Raw genomic sequence first — 18,380 nt, forward strand, 5'->3', positions numbered from 1 at the left:
AGGCGAGGCATGACGTGACGGAACACACACAGGGAGCACCACAGGACGCAGGGGTGGTACTGGTCACCGGATCCGCGCGCCGCGTCGGCGCGACCATCGTGCGCTGGCTGCACGACGAGGGTCTGCGCGTGCTGATCCACTATCGCGGATCGCGCGAAGACGCTGCCGCCCTGGCCGACTCGCTGAATGCCCGGCGCGAGGACAGCGCGCGCATCCTGCAGGCGGACCTGCTGGACCCGAACGACATCCAGCGCCTGGCGCGCGAGGCCGAAGAGGCCTGGGGACGCCTGGATTACCTGGTCAACAACGCCTCGACCTTCTACGCGACCCCGGTCGGCGAGATCGATACGCAGGCATGGGACGACCTGGTCGGCTCCAACCTGAAGGCCCCCACGTTTCTGACCCAGGCCTGCGCCCCGGCGCTCGTGCGCACCCGGGGCGCGGTGGTCAACATTGTGGATATCCATGCCCTGCGCCCGCTGAAGGGCTACCCCGTGTATTCCGCGGCAAAGGCGGGGCTCTGGGCCCTGACCCAGGCCTATGCCCGCGAGCTGGGCCCGGACGTGCGCGTGAACGGTGTCGCACCCGGCGCGATCCTCTCACCCGAGGATCCGGCCAACGCCGGCACGCACGAGGCGATGGTCGAGCGCACCGCGCTCAAGCGCGAGGGCCACCCCGACGATATCGCGCGCACGGTGCGCTTTCTGCTGCTGGATGCGCCCTACATCACCGGGCAGGTGATCCCGGTGGATGGCGGACGCTCCGCCTCGCAGTAACGATCCGCGCGACGCGCTACACTGAGTACATCCCGAATCAAGAGAAGAGAACGGCCCATGATCGACCCCAAGCGCTTTGACGATCTCGCGCGCCGGATCACCGAGAGCCTGCCGGAATCCGTGCGCCACATGCAGGAGGATGTCCAGCGTCAGGTCCGCTCGTCGCTGCAGCACGGCTTCGAGCGCATGGATCTGGTCACCCGCGAGGACTTCGACGTCCAGGTCGCGCTGCTGGAGCGCACCCGCGAACGCCTGGCCGAGCTGGAAGCCCGCGTGGAGGCACTCGAGGCCGAGCGCAAGACCGCGGAGTAGCACACCCCCGATAGAACCGCCGGGCATGGAGGCCCGGACCCGCAAACAGGGAGGGCAAGGATGCCCATTGCCATCAGCCATGCCCGTGCGGTCGCCGGCATCCAGGCACCGCTGGTCACCATCGAGACCCACCTGGCCAACGGCCTGCCGTCGTTCCAGATTGTCGGCCTGCCGGAGGCGGCCGTGCGCGAGAGCCGTGACCGCGTGCGAGCGGCCATCCAGACCAGCGGCTTCGACTTTCCCCGCCGCCGCATCACGGTCAACCTGGCCCCGGCCGACCTGCCGAAGGATGGCGGGCGTTTCGACCTCGGCATCGCGCTGGGCATCCTGGCCGCCAGCCAGCAGATCCCGGGCAGCGCCCTCGAGGGGCGCGAGTTTCTGGGCGAACTGGGACTGGACGGGACCCTGCGGCCGGTCGGCGGCACGCTGGCCGCCGCACTCGCGGCCGCCGTTGACGCGCGCGAGCTGATCGTGAACCCCGAGGACGGGGCCGAGGCGGGTCTGGCCAGCGCCGCGCGGGTGCGCACGGCCGGCCACCTGATCGCGGTCTGCGCCGGGCTGCAGGGCCAGGGCGAGCTGGACGAGGGCCGCCCCGTCGAAGCGGAACCGGATCGTTACCCCGACTTGGCCGACGTGCGCGGACAGCACCAGGCACGTCGCGCGCTCGAGATCGCGGCCGCCGGCGGCCACCACCTGCTGATGGTCGGCCCGCCCGGCAGCGGCAAGTCGATGCTGGCCGCGCGCATACCAGGCATCCTGCCACCGATGTCCGAGGCGGAGGCGCTGGAGACCGCCGCGATCCACAGCCTGCGCGACACCGGCCACCTGCAACGCGACTGGCGCGCCCGGCCGTTCCGCTCGCCCCACCACACGGCGTCGGGGGTCGCGCTGGTCGGCGGCGGCTCCACGCCGCGCCCGGGCGAGATCTCGCTGGCCCATCACGGCGTGCTGTTTCTGGACGAGCTAACCGAGTTCCAGCGCAGCGTGCTGGATGTCCTGCGCGAACCGCTCGAGACCGGGACCATCCATATCGCCAGGGCCGCCCGGCAGGCCGAGTTTCCCGCGCGGTTCCAGCTGGTGGCCGCGATGAACCCCTGCCCGCAGGGCTTCGACTGCGACCTCGGGGCGCGCTGCCAGTGCTCGCCGGAACAGATGGCGCGCCACCGGCGGCGCCTGTCCGCCCCACTGCTGGACCGTATCGACCTGGCGATCGAGGTCCCGCGCATCCCGCCCCGCGAACTGGTCACGCACAGCGCACCTGGCGAGGACTCCAACACTGTCGCGCAGCGAGTCGCCCTGGCTCATGAGCGCCAGCGGCAACGCCAGGGGTCACTCAATCGCGAACTGGCGGGCCAGGCGCTGGATCAGCACGCCACCCTCGAACCGGACGATCGCGCACTACTGGACCGGGCGGCCGAGCGCTTTCGTCTGTCGGCGCGCGCCTACCACCGCATCCTGCGGCTCGCACGAACGATCGCCGACCTCGAATCCAGCGACCCGATCACGACCGCGCACCTGACCGAGGCGCTAAGCTATCGCGCGCTGGATCACTGGCGTACCCAGTAAACCAGGCAAAGAAAAGGCCCGCACGGCAATTGCCGGTGCGGGCCTTGAGATCACATCAAACTCGATCAGTCGTCGAAGGTCGCGACGTACACCGCCAGGTCGGCAATGTCCTGGTCCGACAGGCGGGCCGCATTCGGCGCCATCAGGGCCGTGCGGTCACCCACGGTCTCGCCGGCACGATAGCGCGCGAGCTTGTCGGCGGTGTACTCGGCGGTCTGGCCGGCAATCTTCGGGAACGCGGGGGAACCCTGACCCTGGGCACCATGGCAAGCGATGCAGGTGCTGTACAGGGACTCGCCACGGCTCACATCGCCGTCGTCAAGCGGGATAGCCGCCAGCAGGTCATCGTCATCCTCAGCCGCGACTTCGTCGTTGCCGTTTTCCTCGCCATTGGCGTCTTCCGCCTCCCAGCCATGATCAATGCCCGCTTCATCCAGCATGTAGGCGACCACCAGCTTGACGTCCTCGTCACTCAGGCTGGCATCGCCACCGCGCGGGGGCATCGCGCCCATGCCGCCGATGGCATTGTCGAACACCTCGTCCAGGCTGCGCTCGTCGAGACGGGCGGCCCAGGCGTCGGAATCGTCCTTGAGCGGGGCGTCGGAGGCTCCGGTATCGTGACAGGCCGCGCAGACGTTGCTGTAGATATCGCCCGGGCTCAGGTCAGCGGCCTCCTCCTCGACGTCCACCGGACCGTAGGCCACGCGACCAATCGGCTGGATGCGCTCGGCGATGCGTTCGAGCTCGGCCTCGCCGGGCTCGCCCAGCTGGAGCCCTCCCATGAAGTTCGCCAACTGGATCAACAGGTAGATCACAGTGGCGAGCAGCGCCACGGACGAGATGAACATCAACACCTTGTTACCGGTGTCCATCTTGATCGGTTGATTCGCCACTTGCTCTCCCTCCGAAAAGTGCGGGCCGCGCGCGGCCGTAATGGTTCCTAGCCCAAGTCTTCCCACGCGCCAGGCGCGCAAATCGGGCGCCGAGTATAGGGCATCGTCCCGCTCGAGACCACAAACCCAGCAGGGCGGTCAAAAAATGCGCTGGACGGACCCATTCGGCGCCCCGTATCATTAGCCGTCTTGCGCCCGTAGCTCAGCTGGATAGAGCGCTGCCCTCCGGAGGCAGAGGTCAGAGGTTCGAATCCTCTCGGGCGCGCCATCATTAAGAAGAAGGGCCCCTTAGCGGGCCCTTCTTCTTAATGGGGGTGTGCCCCGAGGGCCCGATGAGAACCTCCGTTCGAATCGAGGGCCGCGAAGCGGGCCGACATCGCGGTGCAGCCAATGGCTGCACCGGTCCGAAGGACCGAGCCGCCACAGGCGGCGAAGCCATCCTCTCGGGCGCGAAGCACGAACACCCAGGAAGCCAGCCCCATGCCTCCGTTCGAGCCGAGGCCCGCGCAGCGGGCCGACGCGCGGCGCCGCCGCAGGCGGTGCCAGTCCGCAGGACCAAGCGACCAAAGGTCGCGCAGCCATCCTCTCGGGCGCGACGCCTGAACACCCCCGAGCCCAACGCCGCGCCCCCAGCGAATCAAGGCCTGCACAGCGACACGACATCGCAACTCACTCCTCGGCGATAGCCTCGGGGCGTTCGCCGGTGCGAAGCCGTGCTTCGCGAAACCCCGGCTCACCCTCTCGGGCGCAATATCGTTGTGCTTCCCAACAGGCTCTCGCTCCACCAGCCAGGCGCACCAACATCCTGAACCGCAAATGCCGCCAATCCCTTGATCCAGATCAAATCGAGGCCCCGGCAGTGGCGCTAGCTTGAGGGTGACCATTGAAATCGGGAGAGCGTGATGCTGACGGAAATCATGTTTCAATCACCCATCGGGATCCTGACGATCCTGACCCTCGTGGGCATCGTGGCGTTCTTCGTCTACGTCGGATACTTCATCCTGCACGGCATGCACGAACAGGACGACAAGACGAAGTAACAAAGCCGAGTTTGCTGTACACCATAAAGAAACGGGCCAGGATTCTGGCCCGTTTCTGGTTGCGTGTTCGTTTCCCAGCCTCCCGGCGATTCACCGGCAATATGCCGGACAACCGCGGGTAGCTGGTCGGCATTACGAGCCGGATCCCCCGGGGGTATCCCCAAGCTCCCAGCGACGGGCGTCGGTCGGGTCGGTGGCCGGCGCAACCGCGGCTCGGCCACGAGCGGGCTCGGCCAGGGAGTTGGTGCAGGTCTGAGCACCGTGGTACAGGCGCACGACGTGCTTGGCCTCGGCGAAAAACAGCCAGCGTTCCATGCCGATGCCAATCAGGCTCGAGACCGCCGCCAGCCAGGCGATGCCCGCCGGGGCACCCGACAGGATCGACGCGAACACCAGGACCGGGGCCACAAAACCGAGCAGGAATACACCCATCTTCACGTTGTCGATGGTGTCCTTGCGCGGGTCGTAGCCAAACTCGTCGGTCAGGAAGGTGCCGGCGGTGTGGCCGGTATCCAACAGACGCACGGTCGCCCGGTTGAAGGTCGTCGCGGTATTGATCGTCGGGCCGTTCACGCGCGAGATCCAGAAATAGTAGATCCCCTTGAGCACGGCGGCGGCGACCAGCGCGACCATCGCGACACCCGCGTGCAGCGTCGTGGCATTGCCGAACACGGTGGCAATGGCCGCGAACAGCGTGGCACCGGTCGCGATGCCCAACATGATGTAGTTGGCCGGGGTCAGCGCGGTGTTCCACTGGCGGATGGTCTTCAGACAGCCGTAGATCATGCCGGTGGAGAACAGGGTGATCACCGCCAGCACGGCGGCGATCACGCCGGCCAGCGCCGGCAGCGGCCCAATGGCCGCGCCCTGCAGCAGGACGCCCAGGCCGTAGATCCCGGCGAAGGGATAGAACAGCACTGCGAACACGGCCTCGCGCGACAGCCAGGAGGTCTTGAAGCGCATGAACGACCGCCAGGCGTTTTTCTTGTTCGCCAGGTGGCCCGTCGAGAAGACCAGGCCCAGGGTGATCAGGCCCAGTGACGCCACGCCGTGCGCCAGCAGCTCGCCGTGGCTCATGGCCGGGCCGATGCCCGCGAGGTGGAAAGCCGCCAGCAGGATGAACAGGCCGTAGCCCGCACCGGAGATGACGGTAAACAGGATGACGGAAAATGCCGGATGCATATGAATTCTCCCGATCGGGCCGCGCCTAGCGCGCGACCATCTTGTTGACCCAGTCCTTCACCGAGCTGACCACGCGGTTGGCCCGCACGTCGTCGATGGGGATGGGACGGGTGATACGCGGGGGCAGATAGGTGTTGACCGGCTTGTAGCCCAGCTCCGGCATCTGCTTCACGCCGCCGCGCTCGCGCACCAGGCGGCTGACCTCGGAGTTGTCGTCGTCGAAGTCACCGAAGAACCGGGCATGGGCCGGGCAGGTGATCACGCAGGCCGGCTGGCGCTCTTCCGGCGGCAGGGCCTCGTCGTAGATGCGGTCCACGCACAACGTGCACTTCTTCATCACGCCGTCTTCGCGGTCCAGCTCGCGGGCACCGTAGGGGCAGGCCCAGGCGCAGTAGTTGCACCCCATGCACTTGTCCTGGTCGACCAGCACGATGCCGTCTTCCGGGCGCTTGTAGGAGGCGCCGGTCGGGCAGACATTCACGCAGTCGGCATGCTGGCAGTGCATGCAGGACATCGGGATGTTCACGGTCTTGTTGTTGGGGTAGTCCCCGACCTCGTAGTGGCGCACACGGTTGAACCAGACGCCGCTCGGATCCTCGCCGTACGGGCGATAGTCGGTCAGCGCACCGGTGGTGCCACTGGTGTTCCACTGCTTGCAGGCCACCGCACAGGCGTGGCAGCCCACGCAGGTGTCCATGTCGATTACGAGTCCAAGTCGCATACAACTACTCCTCAAATTTCCTCGGGCCGCCGGCCGGGGCCGGCGGCATGGCCCGGATCCGTGATGCCTAGCGGTCTTCGTCCAGCGAACCGCGGGTCAGCACGTCACGGATGGAACGATTCAGGTGCACCGGCTTGTGCGCGGCGTAGCGCAGCTGGTCCGGGGCCTCGGACATGCCGGGGGCCGGCTTGACCGTGTCGAAGTCGGGCCAGGTGCTGGCCTCTTCCGGATCGGCCGGGGTGATCTTGACCTTCAGGTCGTACCACGCGGCCTGGCCGGTGACCGGGTCGGAGTTGGTGATGTTGTCCACCGGATCGCCCTTCTTCGGCAGCAGCTCGCTGATCAGGTGGTTCATCAGGAAGCCCTTGTTGGACTCGTTCGCCTCCGGCTTCAGGCCCCAGGCGCCCTTCTGCTTGCCGATCGCGTTCCAGGTCCAGACGGTGCTCGGCTCGCAGCCCTCGATCAGCTTGACCTGCACGCGGACACGGCCGTTGTGCGATTCCATCCACACCCAGGACAGGTCCTCGATGCCCATGGACTCGGCCTTGCCGCGGTTCATGTACAGGTAGTTCTGGGCGCAGATCTGGCGCAGCCAGGCGTTCTGCGAATCCCAGGAGTGGTACATGAACATCGGGCGCTGGTTGACCGCGTAGAACGGGTACTCGTCCTCGTCGATACGGGTCTGTTCCAGCGGCTTGTGCCAGATCGGCAGCGGATCGAAGAACTGGGTCAGGCGATCCTTGTGCTCCTGCTTGGTCGGCTGCGGGCCGTCATACAGGCCCTGGCCGGCCAGCTTGAAGCGCTGCTGGGTCTCGGAGTAGAGCTCGATCGTGATCGGATCGGTCTTGCCCACCCAGCCGGCGTGTTTGGCCAGCTCCAGGTACTCCTTGTTCGCGAAGCGGTAAAACTGCTGGTTCGGCGCCAGGTGATGCACGAAGAACCCCTGGTTCTCGATGTACGCCTCCCACTGCTTCGGGTTCGGCTCGCCACGCAGGTGGCTCTTGCCATCCTTGCCGCGGTAGCCGGACAGGAAGCCGATGCCCGGCTCCTTCTCGAAGTTGACGATGAAGTCCTTGTAGTCCTCGAACTTGCGGCTACCGTCGTCGTTGGTGAACGCTGGGAACTTCAGGCGACCGGCCAGCTCGACCATGACCTCCTGCCAAGGACGCACGTCGCGATCGACCTCGAGGATCGGGTGGCGGATGGAGTCCGCTGCCGCGGCCGGCTCGGAGATCGGGCGGTCCAGCATGGAGATGGTGTCGTAGCGCTCCAGATAGGTCGTATCCGGGAGCACCAGATCGGCAAAGTTGACCGTCTCCGAGTGGAAGGCGTCCGCGACCACCAGGAACGGGATCTTGTACTCGCCGCTGTCGTCCTTCGCCCGCAGCATGTCCATCACCTCGGCGGTATTCATCGAGGAGTTCCAGGACATGTTCGCCATGAAGAAGATCAGCGTGTCGATCGGGTAGGGATCGCCGTTGACCGCGTTGGTCACCACCATGTGCATCAGGCCATGGTTGGAGATCGGGGCATCCCAGGAGAAGGCCTTGTCGATGCGCAACGGGTTGCCGTCGTCATCGATGACCAGGTCCTCCGGCGCGGTCGGGAAGCCGAGCGGCGGGCTCTTCAGCGGGGTGTTCGGCGCGCATTCCTTGGCCGGCTTGATGCCCGGCGGGACGTGCTTGGGGTACGGCGGCTTGGCCAGGTGACCACCAGGGCAGTCCACCGAGCCCAGCATGATCTGCAGCAGATGGATCGCGCGGCAGGTCTGGAAGCCGTTGGAGTGCGCGGAGATGCCGCGCATCGCGTGCATGGACACCGGACGGCCGAACACCTTGTCGTGCTTGCGGCCCCAGGAGTCGGTCCACTCGATGTCGAGCTCGATCGTCTCCTTGAACGCGACGTGGGCCATCTCCAGCGCCAGGCGCTCGGTCTGGTCGGCCGGCACGCCGGTGATCTTGGCGGTGTTTTCCGGGGCGTATTCCTCGGACAGGTAACGCTCGGCCAGCAGCGTCATCACGGTCTTGACCGGGCGGCCGTCGGGCGCGGTGTACTCGCCGAACAGCGCCGGCTTGATATCGACCTGGGTGCCGTCGACGAACGCTTCCTGCTCCAGTTCCCAGACCAGCGGGTTGCCGGCCTCGTCACGCAGGATCAGGCCATCACCCTTCTGCCCCGGGGTCTGCACCACCAGCTGGGTGGCGTTGGTGTAGCGCACCAGGAAATCCCAGTCGAACTGATCGTTCTTCAGCAGCACGTGCAGCATCGACAGCGCGAACAGGCCGTCGGTACCGGGCTTGATGCCCACCCACTCGTCGGCGATCGCCTGGTAGCCGGTGCGCACCGGGTTGATCGCAACGAACTTGCCGCCGCGGCGCTTGAGCTTCTCCAGCCCGATCTTGATCGGGTTGGAGGCATGGTCTTCCGCCACGCCCCAGAGCATGTGGTACTTGGTGCGGTCCCAGTCGGGGTCGCCGAACTCCCAGAACGCGAAACCGGTGGTGTACAGACCGCCGGTGGCCATGTTGACCGAGCAGAAGCCGCCGTGGGCCGCCCAATTGTAGGTACCGAACTGGGTCGCCCAGAGACCGGTCAGGGCCTGCATCTGGTCACGGCCGGTAAAGAACGCCAGCTTGCGCGGGTCAGTCTCGCGGATCTTCTGCAGACGCGTGGACAGCATGTCCAGGGCCTCGTCCCAGGAGATCGGCTCGAACTCGCCGGCGCCACGCTCGGTGCCGGGCTTGCGGCGCATCGGCTGGTGCAGGCGCGCCGGGGACTGCTGCTTCATGATGCCGGCGTTGCCCTTGGCACACAGCACACCCTTGTTGATCGGGTGGTGCCGGTTGCCCTGGATATAGCGGACCTTGTTGTTCTGGACCGTAACCTTGATGCCGCAGCGGCAGGCACACATGTAGCAGGTGGTGTACTTGATCTCCTGCTCGCTGTGGTTCTCGAACTCGGGTAAGGCACTCATTCAGGCGACCCCATAGATTATGGTTTGCTTATTCACGCTGGGCATATTGGCCATAAAGAAGCCTTTTGGCCAACGAAAAGTTCTTATCTATGAATAAGCAGAAATAATCTGCGAGAGAATTTATTTATTGCCGCATCGAATTTGGGGCCTTGTTGTGGCAATCGCGGAAAAGTGGTCTACGATGTGTACCATGAAACATATCGCCCCCAGCGGCAGGACGGGACACCGTATGCAACACGCCCTCAAGGACGAGAACGCCCTGGTCGACGCCTTCGGCCGCCGCATCGAATATGTCCGTCTCTCGGTTACCGACCGCTGCGACCTGCGCTGCTTCTACTGCATGCCCAAGGGCTTTCGTGACTTCGAGGAGCCGGAGCACTGGCTGAGCTTCGAGGAGATCGAGCGCGTGATGGGGGCCTTCGGGCGCCTCGGCACCCGCCGCGTGCGCCTGACCGGCGGCGAGCCGCTGGTACGCAAGAACCTCCCGGACCTGGCCGCACGCCTGAACGCCCTGCCCGGCATCGACGACATCTCGCTGTCCACCAATGCCACGCGCATGGGGCGCCATGCCCAGGAACTGAAGGATGCCGGGGTCGCCCGCATCAACGTCAGCCTCGACTCGCTCAAGCCCGAGGTCTTCAAGGAGATCACCGGCGGCAAGCTGGAGAAGGTGCTGGACGGCCTGATGGCCTCCAAGGCCGCCGGCCTGAACCCGATCAAGATCAACATGGTGGTGATGGGCGGGATCAACGAGCCGGAGGTCGAGGACATGGTCGACTTCTGCATCGAGCACGGCTTCACCCTGCGCTTCATCGAGACCATGCCGATGGGCGACACCGGCCGCGAGGCGAAAGAGGGGCACTATGTGAACCTGCAGGACGTGCGCGCCCGCCTGGAGCAGCGCTACAACCTGGTCCCCGGAGTGATGCCCGGCGGCGGCCCGGCGCGCTACATGCAGATCCCGGATACCGACGTGCGCATCGGCTTCATCACCCCGATCTCGCAGCACTTCTGCGACACCTGCAACCGCGTGCGCCTGTCGGTGGACGGCACCATCTACACCTGCCTGGGCAACGACCACAGCCTGAACCTGCGCCCCTACCTGCGTGAAGGCTGCAGCGACTCGGAACTGGAAGACCTGGTGATCCAGGCGATCAACCTGAAGCCGGAACGCCACGAGTTCTCGGAACGTCCGGAGAAGGTCATGCGCTTCATGTCCATGACCGGCGGCTGACACCGCCACAAGGCTTCCCAAAAGAAAGGCCCGTCTCGCTGGACGGGCCTTTCTTTTTTGGCATCCGCGCCGGGCACTGACGCCGCCAGGGGAAACGCTGACTAGCCGAGCAACCCGCGCAGAATGAAGAAGAACACGATGGCCAGGATCGCCCCGGCCGGCAGGGTCACGATCCAGGACATGAAGATCATGCGCACCAGGCGCAGGTCGATCGCGGCGATCCCGCGCGCCATGCCGACACCCAGGATCGCCCCCACCAGCGTATGGGTGGTGGAGATTGGCAGGCCAGTACCGGAGGCCAGTACGACGGTCGCAGCCGCCGCCGCGGTGGCCGCGTAACCGCGACTCGGGGTGAGCTGGGTGATGCCGGTGCCGACCGTCGCGATCACCTTGTGGCCATAGGTGAACAGCCCGAACACGATCCCGAAGCCGCCCAGCAGCAGGACCCACATCGGCACCACGGTCTCCGGGTCCACCTCGCCAGTCTGGATCACGTCCACCACCGCGGCCAGCGGCCCGACCGCGTTCGCGACATCGTTGGAGCCCAGCGCGAAGGCCATCGCGCAGCCGGTAACGACCATCATCACGCCGAAGACCTTCTCGACATCACTGAAGTGCGAGCCATGGGCCTGCGGGGAGGCCTCCTCGAAACGCAGGCGCCGGATCGCGAAGAGCCCGGCCGCCACCACCGCCAGGCTGATCAGCACGGCGAGGCCGTAGGCCTGCCCGCTGGTCAGGTCCAGCCCGACATGCGTCAGGCCCTTGAACATCGTGACCAGCGCGGTCACGAGGGCCGTCAGGAAGATATACAGCGGAGCCCAGCGCTTGGCGTTTTTCAGCGGGTCGACGGTATCCAGGATCAGCAGCTGGATGCTGCGAAACAGCGCGAAGGCGATCACCCCGCCGATCATCGGGGACAGCACCCAGGAGATCGCGATGGTCCCGACGCGCTCCCAGCGCACCACCTCGAACCCGAGGCCCACCACCGCAAACCCGATGATCGCGCCAATGATGGAGTGCGTGGTGGAGACGGGCCAGCCGAAATAGGAGGCGGTCAATAGCCAGGTGCCCGCCGCGGCCAGTGCCGCGAGCATCCCGTAGACGAGAAGCGAGGGGCTGTCCGCGAGCAAGGCCGAGTCCACCATCCCGCTGCGGATGGTCTGCGTGACCTCGCCGCCGGCCAGCCAGGCCCCGGCAAACACGAACACCGCGGCCACAAAGACCGCCTGGCGAATATTGAGGGCCCGCGAGCCGACCGAGGTACCCATTGCGTTGGCGACATCGTTGGCGCCGATGCCCCAGGCCATGAAGAGCCCGAAGATGACTGCAAGGCCGAGCAACAGGGTGCCGTATTCCATGCGGTCTGCGTCCGTTGGTGGCGGTGTTTACTTGGCCAGCATCAGCTGCAGGCGGCTGCCCACGCGCTGGGCCAGATCGGCCAGTTCGCCTATGGAGTCAATCACGCGGTACATGAAGATCACGTTCACCGGGGGCAACTCCGCCTCCTGGGCGAACAGGATCTCGCGCACCTCGCGCTGGGCCTCGTCGGATTCGTGCTCGATCTGGTCCAGCTCGGTCAGGATGTCGTTGACCACCTCGACCTCGTGCCCGCGAAAGCCCGCCTCGACCAGCTCGTCCAGCTCGTTGACCGCGCGCCCGGCCTGATTCACCGCATCCACACTGCGGTCCAGAAAGCGCTGCAACGGCTCCTGCATATTGGCCGGGAACTGCATCTGTCGGCCCAGCATCAGCCCTGCGATGTCCTTCGCCATATTCGCGATGCGGTCCTGGATCAGCAGGGTGTCGAGCACGTCGCGGCGCGACATCGCCAGCATCATCCCCTTGGGCAGGTGCAGGCGCAGATCCTTCTTCAGGCGGTCGGCCTCGTGCTCGAGCTTGACGATCTTCCTCTGCTGTACGCGCGCGGTGTCCCAGTCGTCCCGGGCCATCGCCTCGATGAACGGCGGGAGCTCGGCGATGCAGGCGCGCACCTTCTCCATGTGCGCCTGCAGGGGGCGCACCGGCGAACGGCCAAACAGTTCGAAGACGAAGTTCTTGGGGCTCATGGCGGCGCGAAGAATGTCACAAAGGCCTAATGTACCGCAAAACAACCCTCAATACCCTGTCACCTGCAGGCGAATCTGCGCCGCGTGCGCTACAATCGTCGCCCAGAGCTGGGGGTGCCCGTACCACATGTCGGGCTGAGAGAGTCCCCTAGGGAAACACGGACCAATGTACACGCTCGCGTTGGTGCCCCAGGTTTTCCGAGACAAGGCGCGCCGTGCAGCGGGTAGTGGTGGTTCTACCCGCAAGCGGTGCAACGCAGGATCGGGGAACCTGGGGTACCAACCCCAAGGGGCTCGGCCGCTTTTGCGCGCGCACTGCGTTGCGGCTCCCTTGTGCAGAATGACTGCACGGCAGTCACCGCGCCTTGTTCGCACGCAAAAGCGACTCGAGCGCGAGCGTGTACATTGGTCCGTGTTTCCCCGCACCTGAACCGGTTAACACCGGCGGAGGGAAGCTCGGTCAACGGTCTGCTGTACCCGGGGTCCCTGCCCCGCGATCGCCCTGCCCGCGCCCCCTTCGCCTCACGCGACAGCAGCAGAGGTCCGATCATGAGCGCCATCCCCGAGTCGTTTGCCCGCAAGACCGCCGAGGTCTCCGCAGAGGTCACCCGCCCGTTCCCGAACTCCGAGAAGCGTTACGTCGAGGGTTCGCGCGCGGACATCCGCGTGCCGTATCGCGAGGTCGCGCAGACGCCGACGATGACCTCCGGCACGCCCGAAGAAAACCCGCCGATCCCGGTCTACGACACCTCCGGGCCCTACACCGACCCCGAGGCGACCATCGACCTGCACCGCGGTCTGGCGGATCTGCGCGGTGGCTGGATCGACGAACGCGGCGACACCGAGTGGCTGGACGGCCCGAGCTCGGAGTACGGTCGTGCCCGCGCCGCCGATCCGGAACTGGCTAGCCTGCGCTTCGAGCATATCCGCCCGCCACGCCGCGCGCAGGCCGGCGCGAACGTCTCGCAGATGCACTACGCCCGCCAGGGCATCATCACCCCGGAGATGGAGTACGTCGCGATCCGCGAGAACAACCGCCTGCAGGAGCTGCGCGCCGACCCGCGCTACCGAAAGCTGCTGCGGCAGCACGCGGGCGAGTCCTTCGGCGCCTCCATCCCGGATGAAATCACCCCCGAGTTCGTGCGCGAGGAGATCGCCCGCGGCCGCGCGATCATCCCCGCCAACATCAACCACCCCGAGCTCGAGCCGATGATCATCGGCCGCAACTTCCGGGTGAAGGTGAACACCAACATCGGCAACTCCGCGGTCACCTCCTCGATCGAGGAGGAGGTGGAGAAGCTCGTGTGGTCCGCACGCTGGGGTGGCGACACCCTGATGGACCTGTCCACCGGCAAGAACATCCACGAGACCCGCGAGTGGATCCTGCGGAACTCGCCGGTGCCGATCGGCACCGTGCCGATCTACCAGGCGCTGGAGAAGGTCGACGGCAAGCCCGAGGATCTGACCTGGGAGCTGTTCCGCGACACCCTGATCGAGCAGGCCGAGCAGGGCGTGGACTACTTCACCATCCACGCCGGGGTGCGCCTGCAGTACGTGCCGCTGACCGCCGACCGGGTGACCGGCATCGTCTCCCGCGGCGGCTCGATCATGGCCAAGTGGTGCCTGGCGCATCACCAGGAGAACTTCCTCTACACCCACTTCGACGAGATCTGCGAGATCATGAAGGCGTTCGACGTCTCCTTCTCGCTGGGGGACGGCCTGCGCCCCGGCTGCCTGGCCGACGCCAACGACGCCGCCCAGTTCGGCGAGCTGGAGACCCTGGGCGAGCTGACGCAGAAGGCCTGGGCGCACGACGTGCAGGTGATGATCGAGGGCCCCGGCCACGTCCCGCTGCAGAAGGTGAAGGAGAACGTCGACAAGGAGCTGGAGGACTGCTTCGAGGCCCCGTTCTACACCCTCGGCCCGCTGGTGACCGACATCGCCCCGGCCTACGACCACATCACCTCCGGCATCGGCGCGGCCAACATCGGCTGGTACGGCACCGCGATGCTCTGCTACGTGACGCCCAAGGAACACCTGGGCCTGCCCAACAAGCAGGACGTGCGCGACGGCATCATCACCTACAAGATCGCCGCCCACGCCGCCGACCTGGCCAAGGGCTTCCCCGGCGCGCAGCTGCAGGACAACGCCTTGTCCAAGGCGCGCTTCGAGTTCCGCTGGGAGGACCAGTTCAACCTGGCGCTGGACCCGGAGCGCGCGCGCGAATTCCACGACGAGACCCTGCCGAAGGAGGCGCACAAGGTCGCCCACTTCTGTTCCATGTGCGGCCCGAACTTCTGCTCGATGAAGATCACCCAGGACGTGCGCGACTACGCCGCGGCCCAGGGCATCTCCGAACAGGAGGCGCTGGACAAGGGGCTTGAGGAGAAGGCCATCGAGTTTCGGGAGACCGGAGCGGAGATCTACCGGAAGGCTTGACGGCCAGGCAACGAGATCTGGCTGACCAGACAGGTCAGCCGGATTCGAGAGCGGATGCAAGGAAACGCTACCGAACGGCTGTTACGAGCAACCGATCACTGGCTCCAGGCAGGCGGGGCATCTACCCTTTCTGTACTGCGCCCCGCACCAACCTGTTGCCGGGAGGATTACGGCATGGCGACTACCCGCTGCTGTTGTGGCGCCAGCGCCCTTGCCGCAGTGCTGGCCGTCTGCCAGGCCGGGACGGCCGCGGCCGAGGAAGACGGGATGGCCCAGCAGTGGGCGGAGACCTCGGTCTTCGCCTATGGCGCACGCTGGACCGACACCCGCTTCGTCGAGATCCTCCGGTTCCAGACCGAGATGCAGGACTCGCACCTGGCGGCCGTCGGCCTCTCCCGTCGCCTGCACCGCTTCGGTGACCATCTGCATCTCGAAGGCGAGATCAATGTCGCCCGCCACTGGGGTCAGCAGGATCACCTCGAACTGAACGCGGCCGCCAACCTGCGCTGGACACGCTTTCCCTGGGACCACCTGGTGGACACCTCGGCTGCCTGGGGCATTGGCCCCTCGCGTGCCTTCGGCGAGCCGGTCATCGAGGATAGTCGCCCCAGCCGCACCCAAGCGTTCATGATGGCGGAAATCGCCTTCGCGCCACCGGCGTCGCGGGACAGTTCCTGGGAAGCCTTCCTGCGCATCCATCACCGTTCCGGCGTCTTTGGTGTGGTCAGCGATGCCAGCGGCTCGAATTTCATCGCCACCGGGCTGCGCTTCCACTTCGGGCCCCGGTAACGCACGACCCGGCCCTCCAGTCCTCGTCTGGTCCGACTCAACGCGGCTTGCAAGCGCTCTCGGCAGCGGGAGCGCGGCCCCGGTGTTCGCCCTGATGGCCCCACCGCGAGGCATGCTCGCATCCAGGGCCCGGCGCTCCTGTGTACGACTCTCCTTGATCAGCGTACCTCTATGCGGTTGCGGCCGTTCTTCTTGGCCGCGTACAGGGCCCGGTCGGCCCGATCAAAGGTGTCGACCATACGTTCGCCCGGACGGTATTCGGTCACGCCGAAGCTTGCCGTCCGCCGGCCTGCCGTGTCGAAGTCGAAGGCATTGATCCGGGCCTGGAGGTCGCGGGCCGCCGCTTGCGCCTGCGCGACATCGGTTTGCGGCAGCAGCACGAAGAACTCCTCGCCACCAATCCGGCCAATGGCATCCACCTTGCGCAGATTCTGGCGCAGCAGCTCGGCAAACTGTCGCAGCACCGTATCACCAGTACTGTGGCCCCAGGTATCGTTCACGGCCTTGAAGTGGTCGACGTCGATCAGGATCACCGAGAACGGCTGGCCATAGCGCTCGTTACGTGCACGCTCCTCCTCGAACAGCTGCTCGATATGTGCACGGTTCCACAGGGAGGTCAGTTCGTCGGTCTGCGCAGAGCGGGCCAGCTGACGTTGTTGCAGGAAGGTGTGCTTGTATGCCTTTTCCAGGACAAAGGCACTCAGACAGCCGAACGAGAAGGCGGCCAGCACCCAGAACAGATGCAGCTGCTGCAGGCCTGGCTCCAGGGGCGCGTATGACGCAGCCACGATCACTAGCGCGACGATGGCGGTGGCCGCGATGACGGCCTGACGCAGGGCCAGCCCGGAGATCGCAAAGGTCCACATGATGCTCAGATAAATCTCGGGAGCGAAGACCAGGAACTGGGGCGATCCCGCATTCAACCCCAGGTTGGCGGCATTCGCGACCACTGGTGCCACGGTCAACAGGGCCCACATCGGCGGCTGGAACCGCGTACGAAAACTCATGGCCGCCACGGACAGCAACAGGCCGGGCACCAGTACTGCGTGGGCCAGCAGCCGCAGACTCGACGAATCGGCAGCGACTGCCTGCTCGATGACGGCATACAGCAGATACAGTGCAGCCGTCAGAAACGCGATATAGCGGACCTGCGGAATACGTGTCGTGCGCAGCCAGCTCGTAAACGCTTGCCGTGTCTCCTCGCACTCCCCGTACAGCGGATCCGCCCGCATCCGCAGTCGCCTTGCTATATCCAAGATTGTGTTCCTTGCTGCCGGGGCCGACCGCCGCGGCGCCGGTTCGCGTACAGCGTTCCGGCGGGGAGGTGCCCCCGGTATTACTGCACGTGTTCGGCCATGCCGCCGACCCCCATCATCCCGACGCCGATGCCGAACAGCATGCCGACGACCATCAGGATCAGGTAGATCAGCAGCAGCACGCCAAAGATGGTGAAGTAGATGCGCAGCCGGCTCAGCGCATACTTGATCTCCAGCGGGTCGGCGCTGTCGAAGGCGCGCTGCGAGGCACCCGCCGCCTGCATCAGCACCACGCCGGCCCAGATCGGGATCCAGGCGATCAGGATGCCGACAATGGACAGGGCGGTGAGCACGCCCGAGATGATCAGCATCACACCGATCAGCTGCATCCAGAACTTGCCGCGAACCAGTGGCTCGATCAGCTCGCGAAGCTGCGGGTTGCCTGTCGATTCTGCTTCCATGCGGTCCTCCTGTCCGTTGGGTTGCAACGGTCTCGAGCATAGCAGGCTGACCAGCGCGCCGCGCATTGTTCGCCATCGGGGCGGAGGGCATACTCGGGCGGTACACCGCAGCTGCGCAATGGAGGCCGCATGAGCGATCAGGGACGAGACAGTGAACGCGAGCGCAGTGGCCCGCAGGGGACCATGCTGTTCCAGGGCGCGGCCTTGCCCGAGACCGAAGCCGCTGGCGAACACTCGCATACGCCGCCTGGTGGACATCCCGTGCTGGTGGGCGTGGCCGAACCCTTCCGCCAGCAACGCCTGACCCTCAAACCCGGAAAGCAGTCTGTCGGCCGACAGGGCGACAATGACATCGTGCTGCAGGAAGGCAGTGTCTCGTCGCAGCACGCCTGGCTGGTCAACGACGGCGGGGCCTGTCGGGTGGTCAACCTGCTCTCGACCAACGGCACCTGGGTCAACGACCACAAGGTCCACGAGGCCACGCTGAATGACGGCGACCATGTCCGCTTCGGGCGCGCAGAGTTCATCTTCCGGCGCCGGGACGACGGCTCGGAGGCGGTGCCCGCGCGTGGCGTGCGGCGGTCTTCGTGGCGCTGGATCGGCGTGGCGGTCGCGATCCTGGTACTCGCCGCGGTCGCTCGCATCCTGCTCGAAAGCACCTGAACGGGCCG

Annotated in this window: 16 protein-coding genes and 1 tRNA gene; 9 read left to right on the forward strand and 8 right to left on the reverse strand. The window is 66.0% G+C overall.

All coding sequences use genetic code 11. The features are described 5' to 3' along the window. Nucleotides 1-53 precede the first annotated feature (53 nt). Genes C995_RS0101045 through C995_RS0101055 form a run of 3 tightly spaced genes read left to right on the forward strand, consistent with a single transcriptional unit; the run spans nucleotide 54 to nucleotide 2,654 of the window. Nucleotides 54-776 (forward strand): pteridine reductase, encoded by a 723-nt coding sequence (locus C995_RS0101045; RefSeq protein WP_018863162.1) that lies wholly within the window; start codon nucleotides 54-56, stop codon nucleotides 774-776. A gap of 57 nt (nucleotides 777-833) precedes the next feature. Next, nucleotides 834-1,088, forward strand: a complete 255-nt coding sequence (locus tag C995_RS0101050; RefSeq protein ID WP_012981566.1) for an accessory factor UbiK family protein — start codon at nucleotides 834-836, stop codon at nucleotides 1,086-1,088. Between the two features lie 60 nt (nucleotides 1,089-1,148). After that, nucleotides 1,149-2,654: a YifB family Mg chelatase-like AAA ATPase gene (locus tag C995_RS0101055; protein ID WP_018863163.1), complete on the forward strand. Its 1,506-nt coding sequence runs from the start codon at nucleotides 1,149-1,151 to the stop codon at nucleotides 2,652-2,654. 65 nt (nucleotides 2,655-2,719) lie between these two features. Here C995_RS0101055 and C995_RS0101060 read toward each other — a convergent pair whose 3' ends face one another. Next, a complete protein-coding gene (locus C995_RS0101060; protein ID WP_018863164.1) occupies nucleotides 2,720-3,547 on the reverse strand; it encodes a c-type cytochrome in 828 nt (275 codons plus the stop codon). 191 nt (nucleotides 3,548-3,738) lie between these two features. Here C995_RS0101060 and C995_RS0101065 point away from each other — a divergent pair. Then, nucleotides 3,739-3,815 (forward strand) — tRNA-Arg (locus C995_RS0101065). A 634-nt stretch (nucleotides 3,816-4,449) separates the two neighbouring features. Beyond that, the gene (locus C995_RS14290) at nucleotides 4,450-4,587 is read left to right on the forward strand and encodes a hypothetical protein (RefSeq protein WP_018860922.1); all 138 of its coding nucleotides are present in this window, start codon (nucleotides 4,450-4,452) and stop codon (nucleotides 4,585-4,587) included. A 132-nt stretch (nucleotides 4,588-4,719) separates the two neighbouring features. On the opposite strand, the gene C995_RS0101075 is transcribed toward C995_RS14290, so the two are convergent. The 3 genes from C995_RS0101075 to C995_RS0101085 form a co-directional block, all read right to left on the reverse strand. Then, complete coding sequence (locus C995_RS0101075; RefSeq protein ID WP_018863165.1) at nucleotides 4,720-5,769, reverse strand: DmsC/YnfH family molybdoenzyme membrane anchor subunit; 1,050 nt, start codon at nucleotides 5,767-5,769, stop codon at nucleotides 4,720-4,722. 25 nt (nucleotides 5,770-5,794) lie between these two features. Continuing rightward, nucleotides 5,795-6,490: a 4Fe-4S dicluster domain-containing protein gene (locus tag C995_RS0101080; RefSeq protein ID WP_018863166.1), complete on the reverse strand. Its 696-nt coding sequence runs from the start codon at nucleotides 6,488-6,490 to the stop codon at nucleotides 5,795-5,797. A gap of 67 nt (nucleotides 6,491-6,557) precedes the next feature. After that, nucleotides 6,558-9,464: a molybdopterin oxidoreductase family protein gene (locus C995_RS0101085; protein ID WP_018863167.1), complete on the reverse strand. Its 2,907-nt coding sequence runs from the start codon at nucleotides 9,462-9,464 to the stop codon at nucleotides 6,558-6,560. 229 nt (nucleotides 9,465-9,693) lie between these two features. Between C995_RS0101085 and moaA the strand changes: the two genes are divergently transcribed. Next, nucleotides 9,694-10,698: a GTP 3',8-cyclase MoaA gene (gene moaA, locus C995_RS0101090; protein WP_018863168.1), complete on the forward strand. Its 1,005-nt coding sequence runs from the start codon at nucleotides 9,694-9,696 to the stop codon at nucleotides 10,696-10,698. Nucleotides 10,699-10,799: 101 nt separating this feature from the next. On the opposite strand, the gene C995_RS0101095 is transcribed toward moaA, so the two are convergent. Together C995_RS0101095 and C995_RS0101100 are read right to left on the reverse strand one after the other, a co-directional pair. Then, a complete protein-coding gene (locus C995_RS0101095) occupies nucleotides 10,800-12,056 on the reverse strand; it encodes an inorganic phosphate transporter (protein ID WP_018863169.1) in 1,257 nt (418 codons plus the stop codon). 27 nt (nucleotides 12,057-12,083) lie between these two features. Then, nucleotides 12,084-12,764 (reverse strand): TIGR00153 family protein, encoded by a 681-nt coding sequence (locus tag C995_RS0101100; protein WP_018863170.1) that lies wholly within the window; start codon nucleotides 12,762-12,764, stop codon nucleotides 12,084-12,086. 549 nt (nucleotides 12,765-13,313) lie between these two features. Between C995_RS0101100 and thiC the strand changes: the two genes are divergently transcribed. Next, on the forward strand, nucleotides 13,314-15,203 hold the full coding sequence (gene thiC, locus C995_RS0101105; protein ID WP_018863171.1) for a phosphomethylpyrimidine synthase ThiC: 1,890 nt from the start codon (nucleotides 13,314-13,316) through the stop codon (nucleotides 15,201-15,203). Nucleotides 15,204-15,377: 174 nt separating this feature from the next. Further along, the gene (locus C995_RS0101110; protein ID WP_018863172.1) at nucleotides 15,378-15,992 is read left to right on the forward strand and encodes a hypothetical protein; all 615 of its coding nucleotides are present in this window, start codon (nucleotides 15,378-15,380) and stop codon (nucleotides 15,990-15,992) included. A gap of 158 nt (nucleotides 15,993-16,150) precedes the next feature. Here C995_RS0101110 and C995_RS0101115 read toward each other — a convergent pair whose 3' ends face one another. After that, nucleotides 16,151-17,224, reverse strand: coding sequence for a diguanylate cyclase (locus tag C995_RS0101115; protein ID WP_018863173.1), 1,074 nt, complete (start codon nucleotides 17,222-17,224; stop codon nucleotides 16,151-16,153). A gap of 104 nt (nucleotides 17,225-17,328) precedes the next feature. Then, the gene (locus C995_RS0101120) at nucleotides 17,329-17,709 is read right to left on the reverse strand and encodes a DUF5362 family protein (RefSeq protein WP_018863174.1); all 381 of its coding nucleotides are present in this window, start codon (nucleotides 17,707-17,709) and stop codon (nucleotides 17,329-17,331) included. Between the two features lie 129 nt (nucleotides 17,710-17,838). Between C995_RS0101120 and C995_RS0101125 the strand changes: the two genes are divergently transcribed. Next, nucleotides 17,839-18,372 carry an FHA domain-containing protein gene (locus tag C995_RS0101125; protein WP_018863175.1) on the forward strand — a complete coding sequence of 178 codons (534 nt, stop codon included), beginning with the start codon at nucleotides 17,839-17,841 and terminating at the stop codon, nucleotides 18,370-18,372. Nucleotides 18,373-18,380 lie beyond the last annotated feature (8 nt).

The organism is Thioalkalivibrio sp. ARh3 (genome assembly GCF_000377265.1).
GTDB classification, from domain to species: Bacteria; Pseudomonadota; Gammaproteobacteria; order Ectothiorhodospirales; family Ectothiorhodospiraceae; genus Thioalkalivibrio; species Thioalkalivibrio thiocyanoxidans.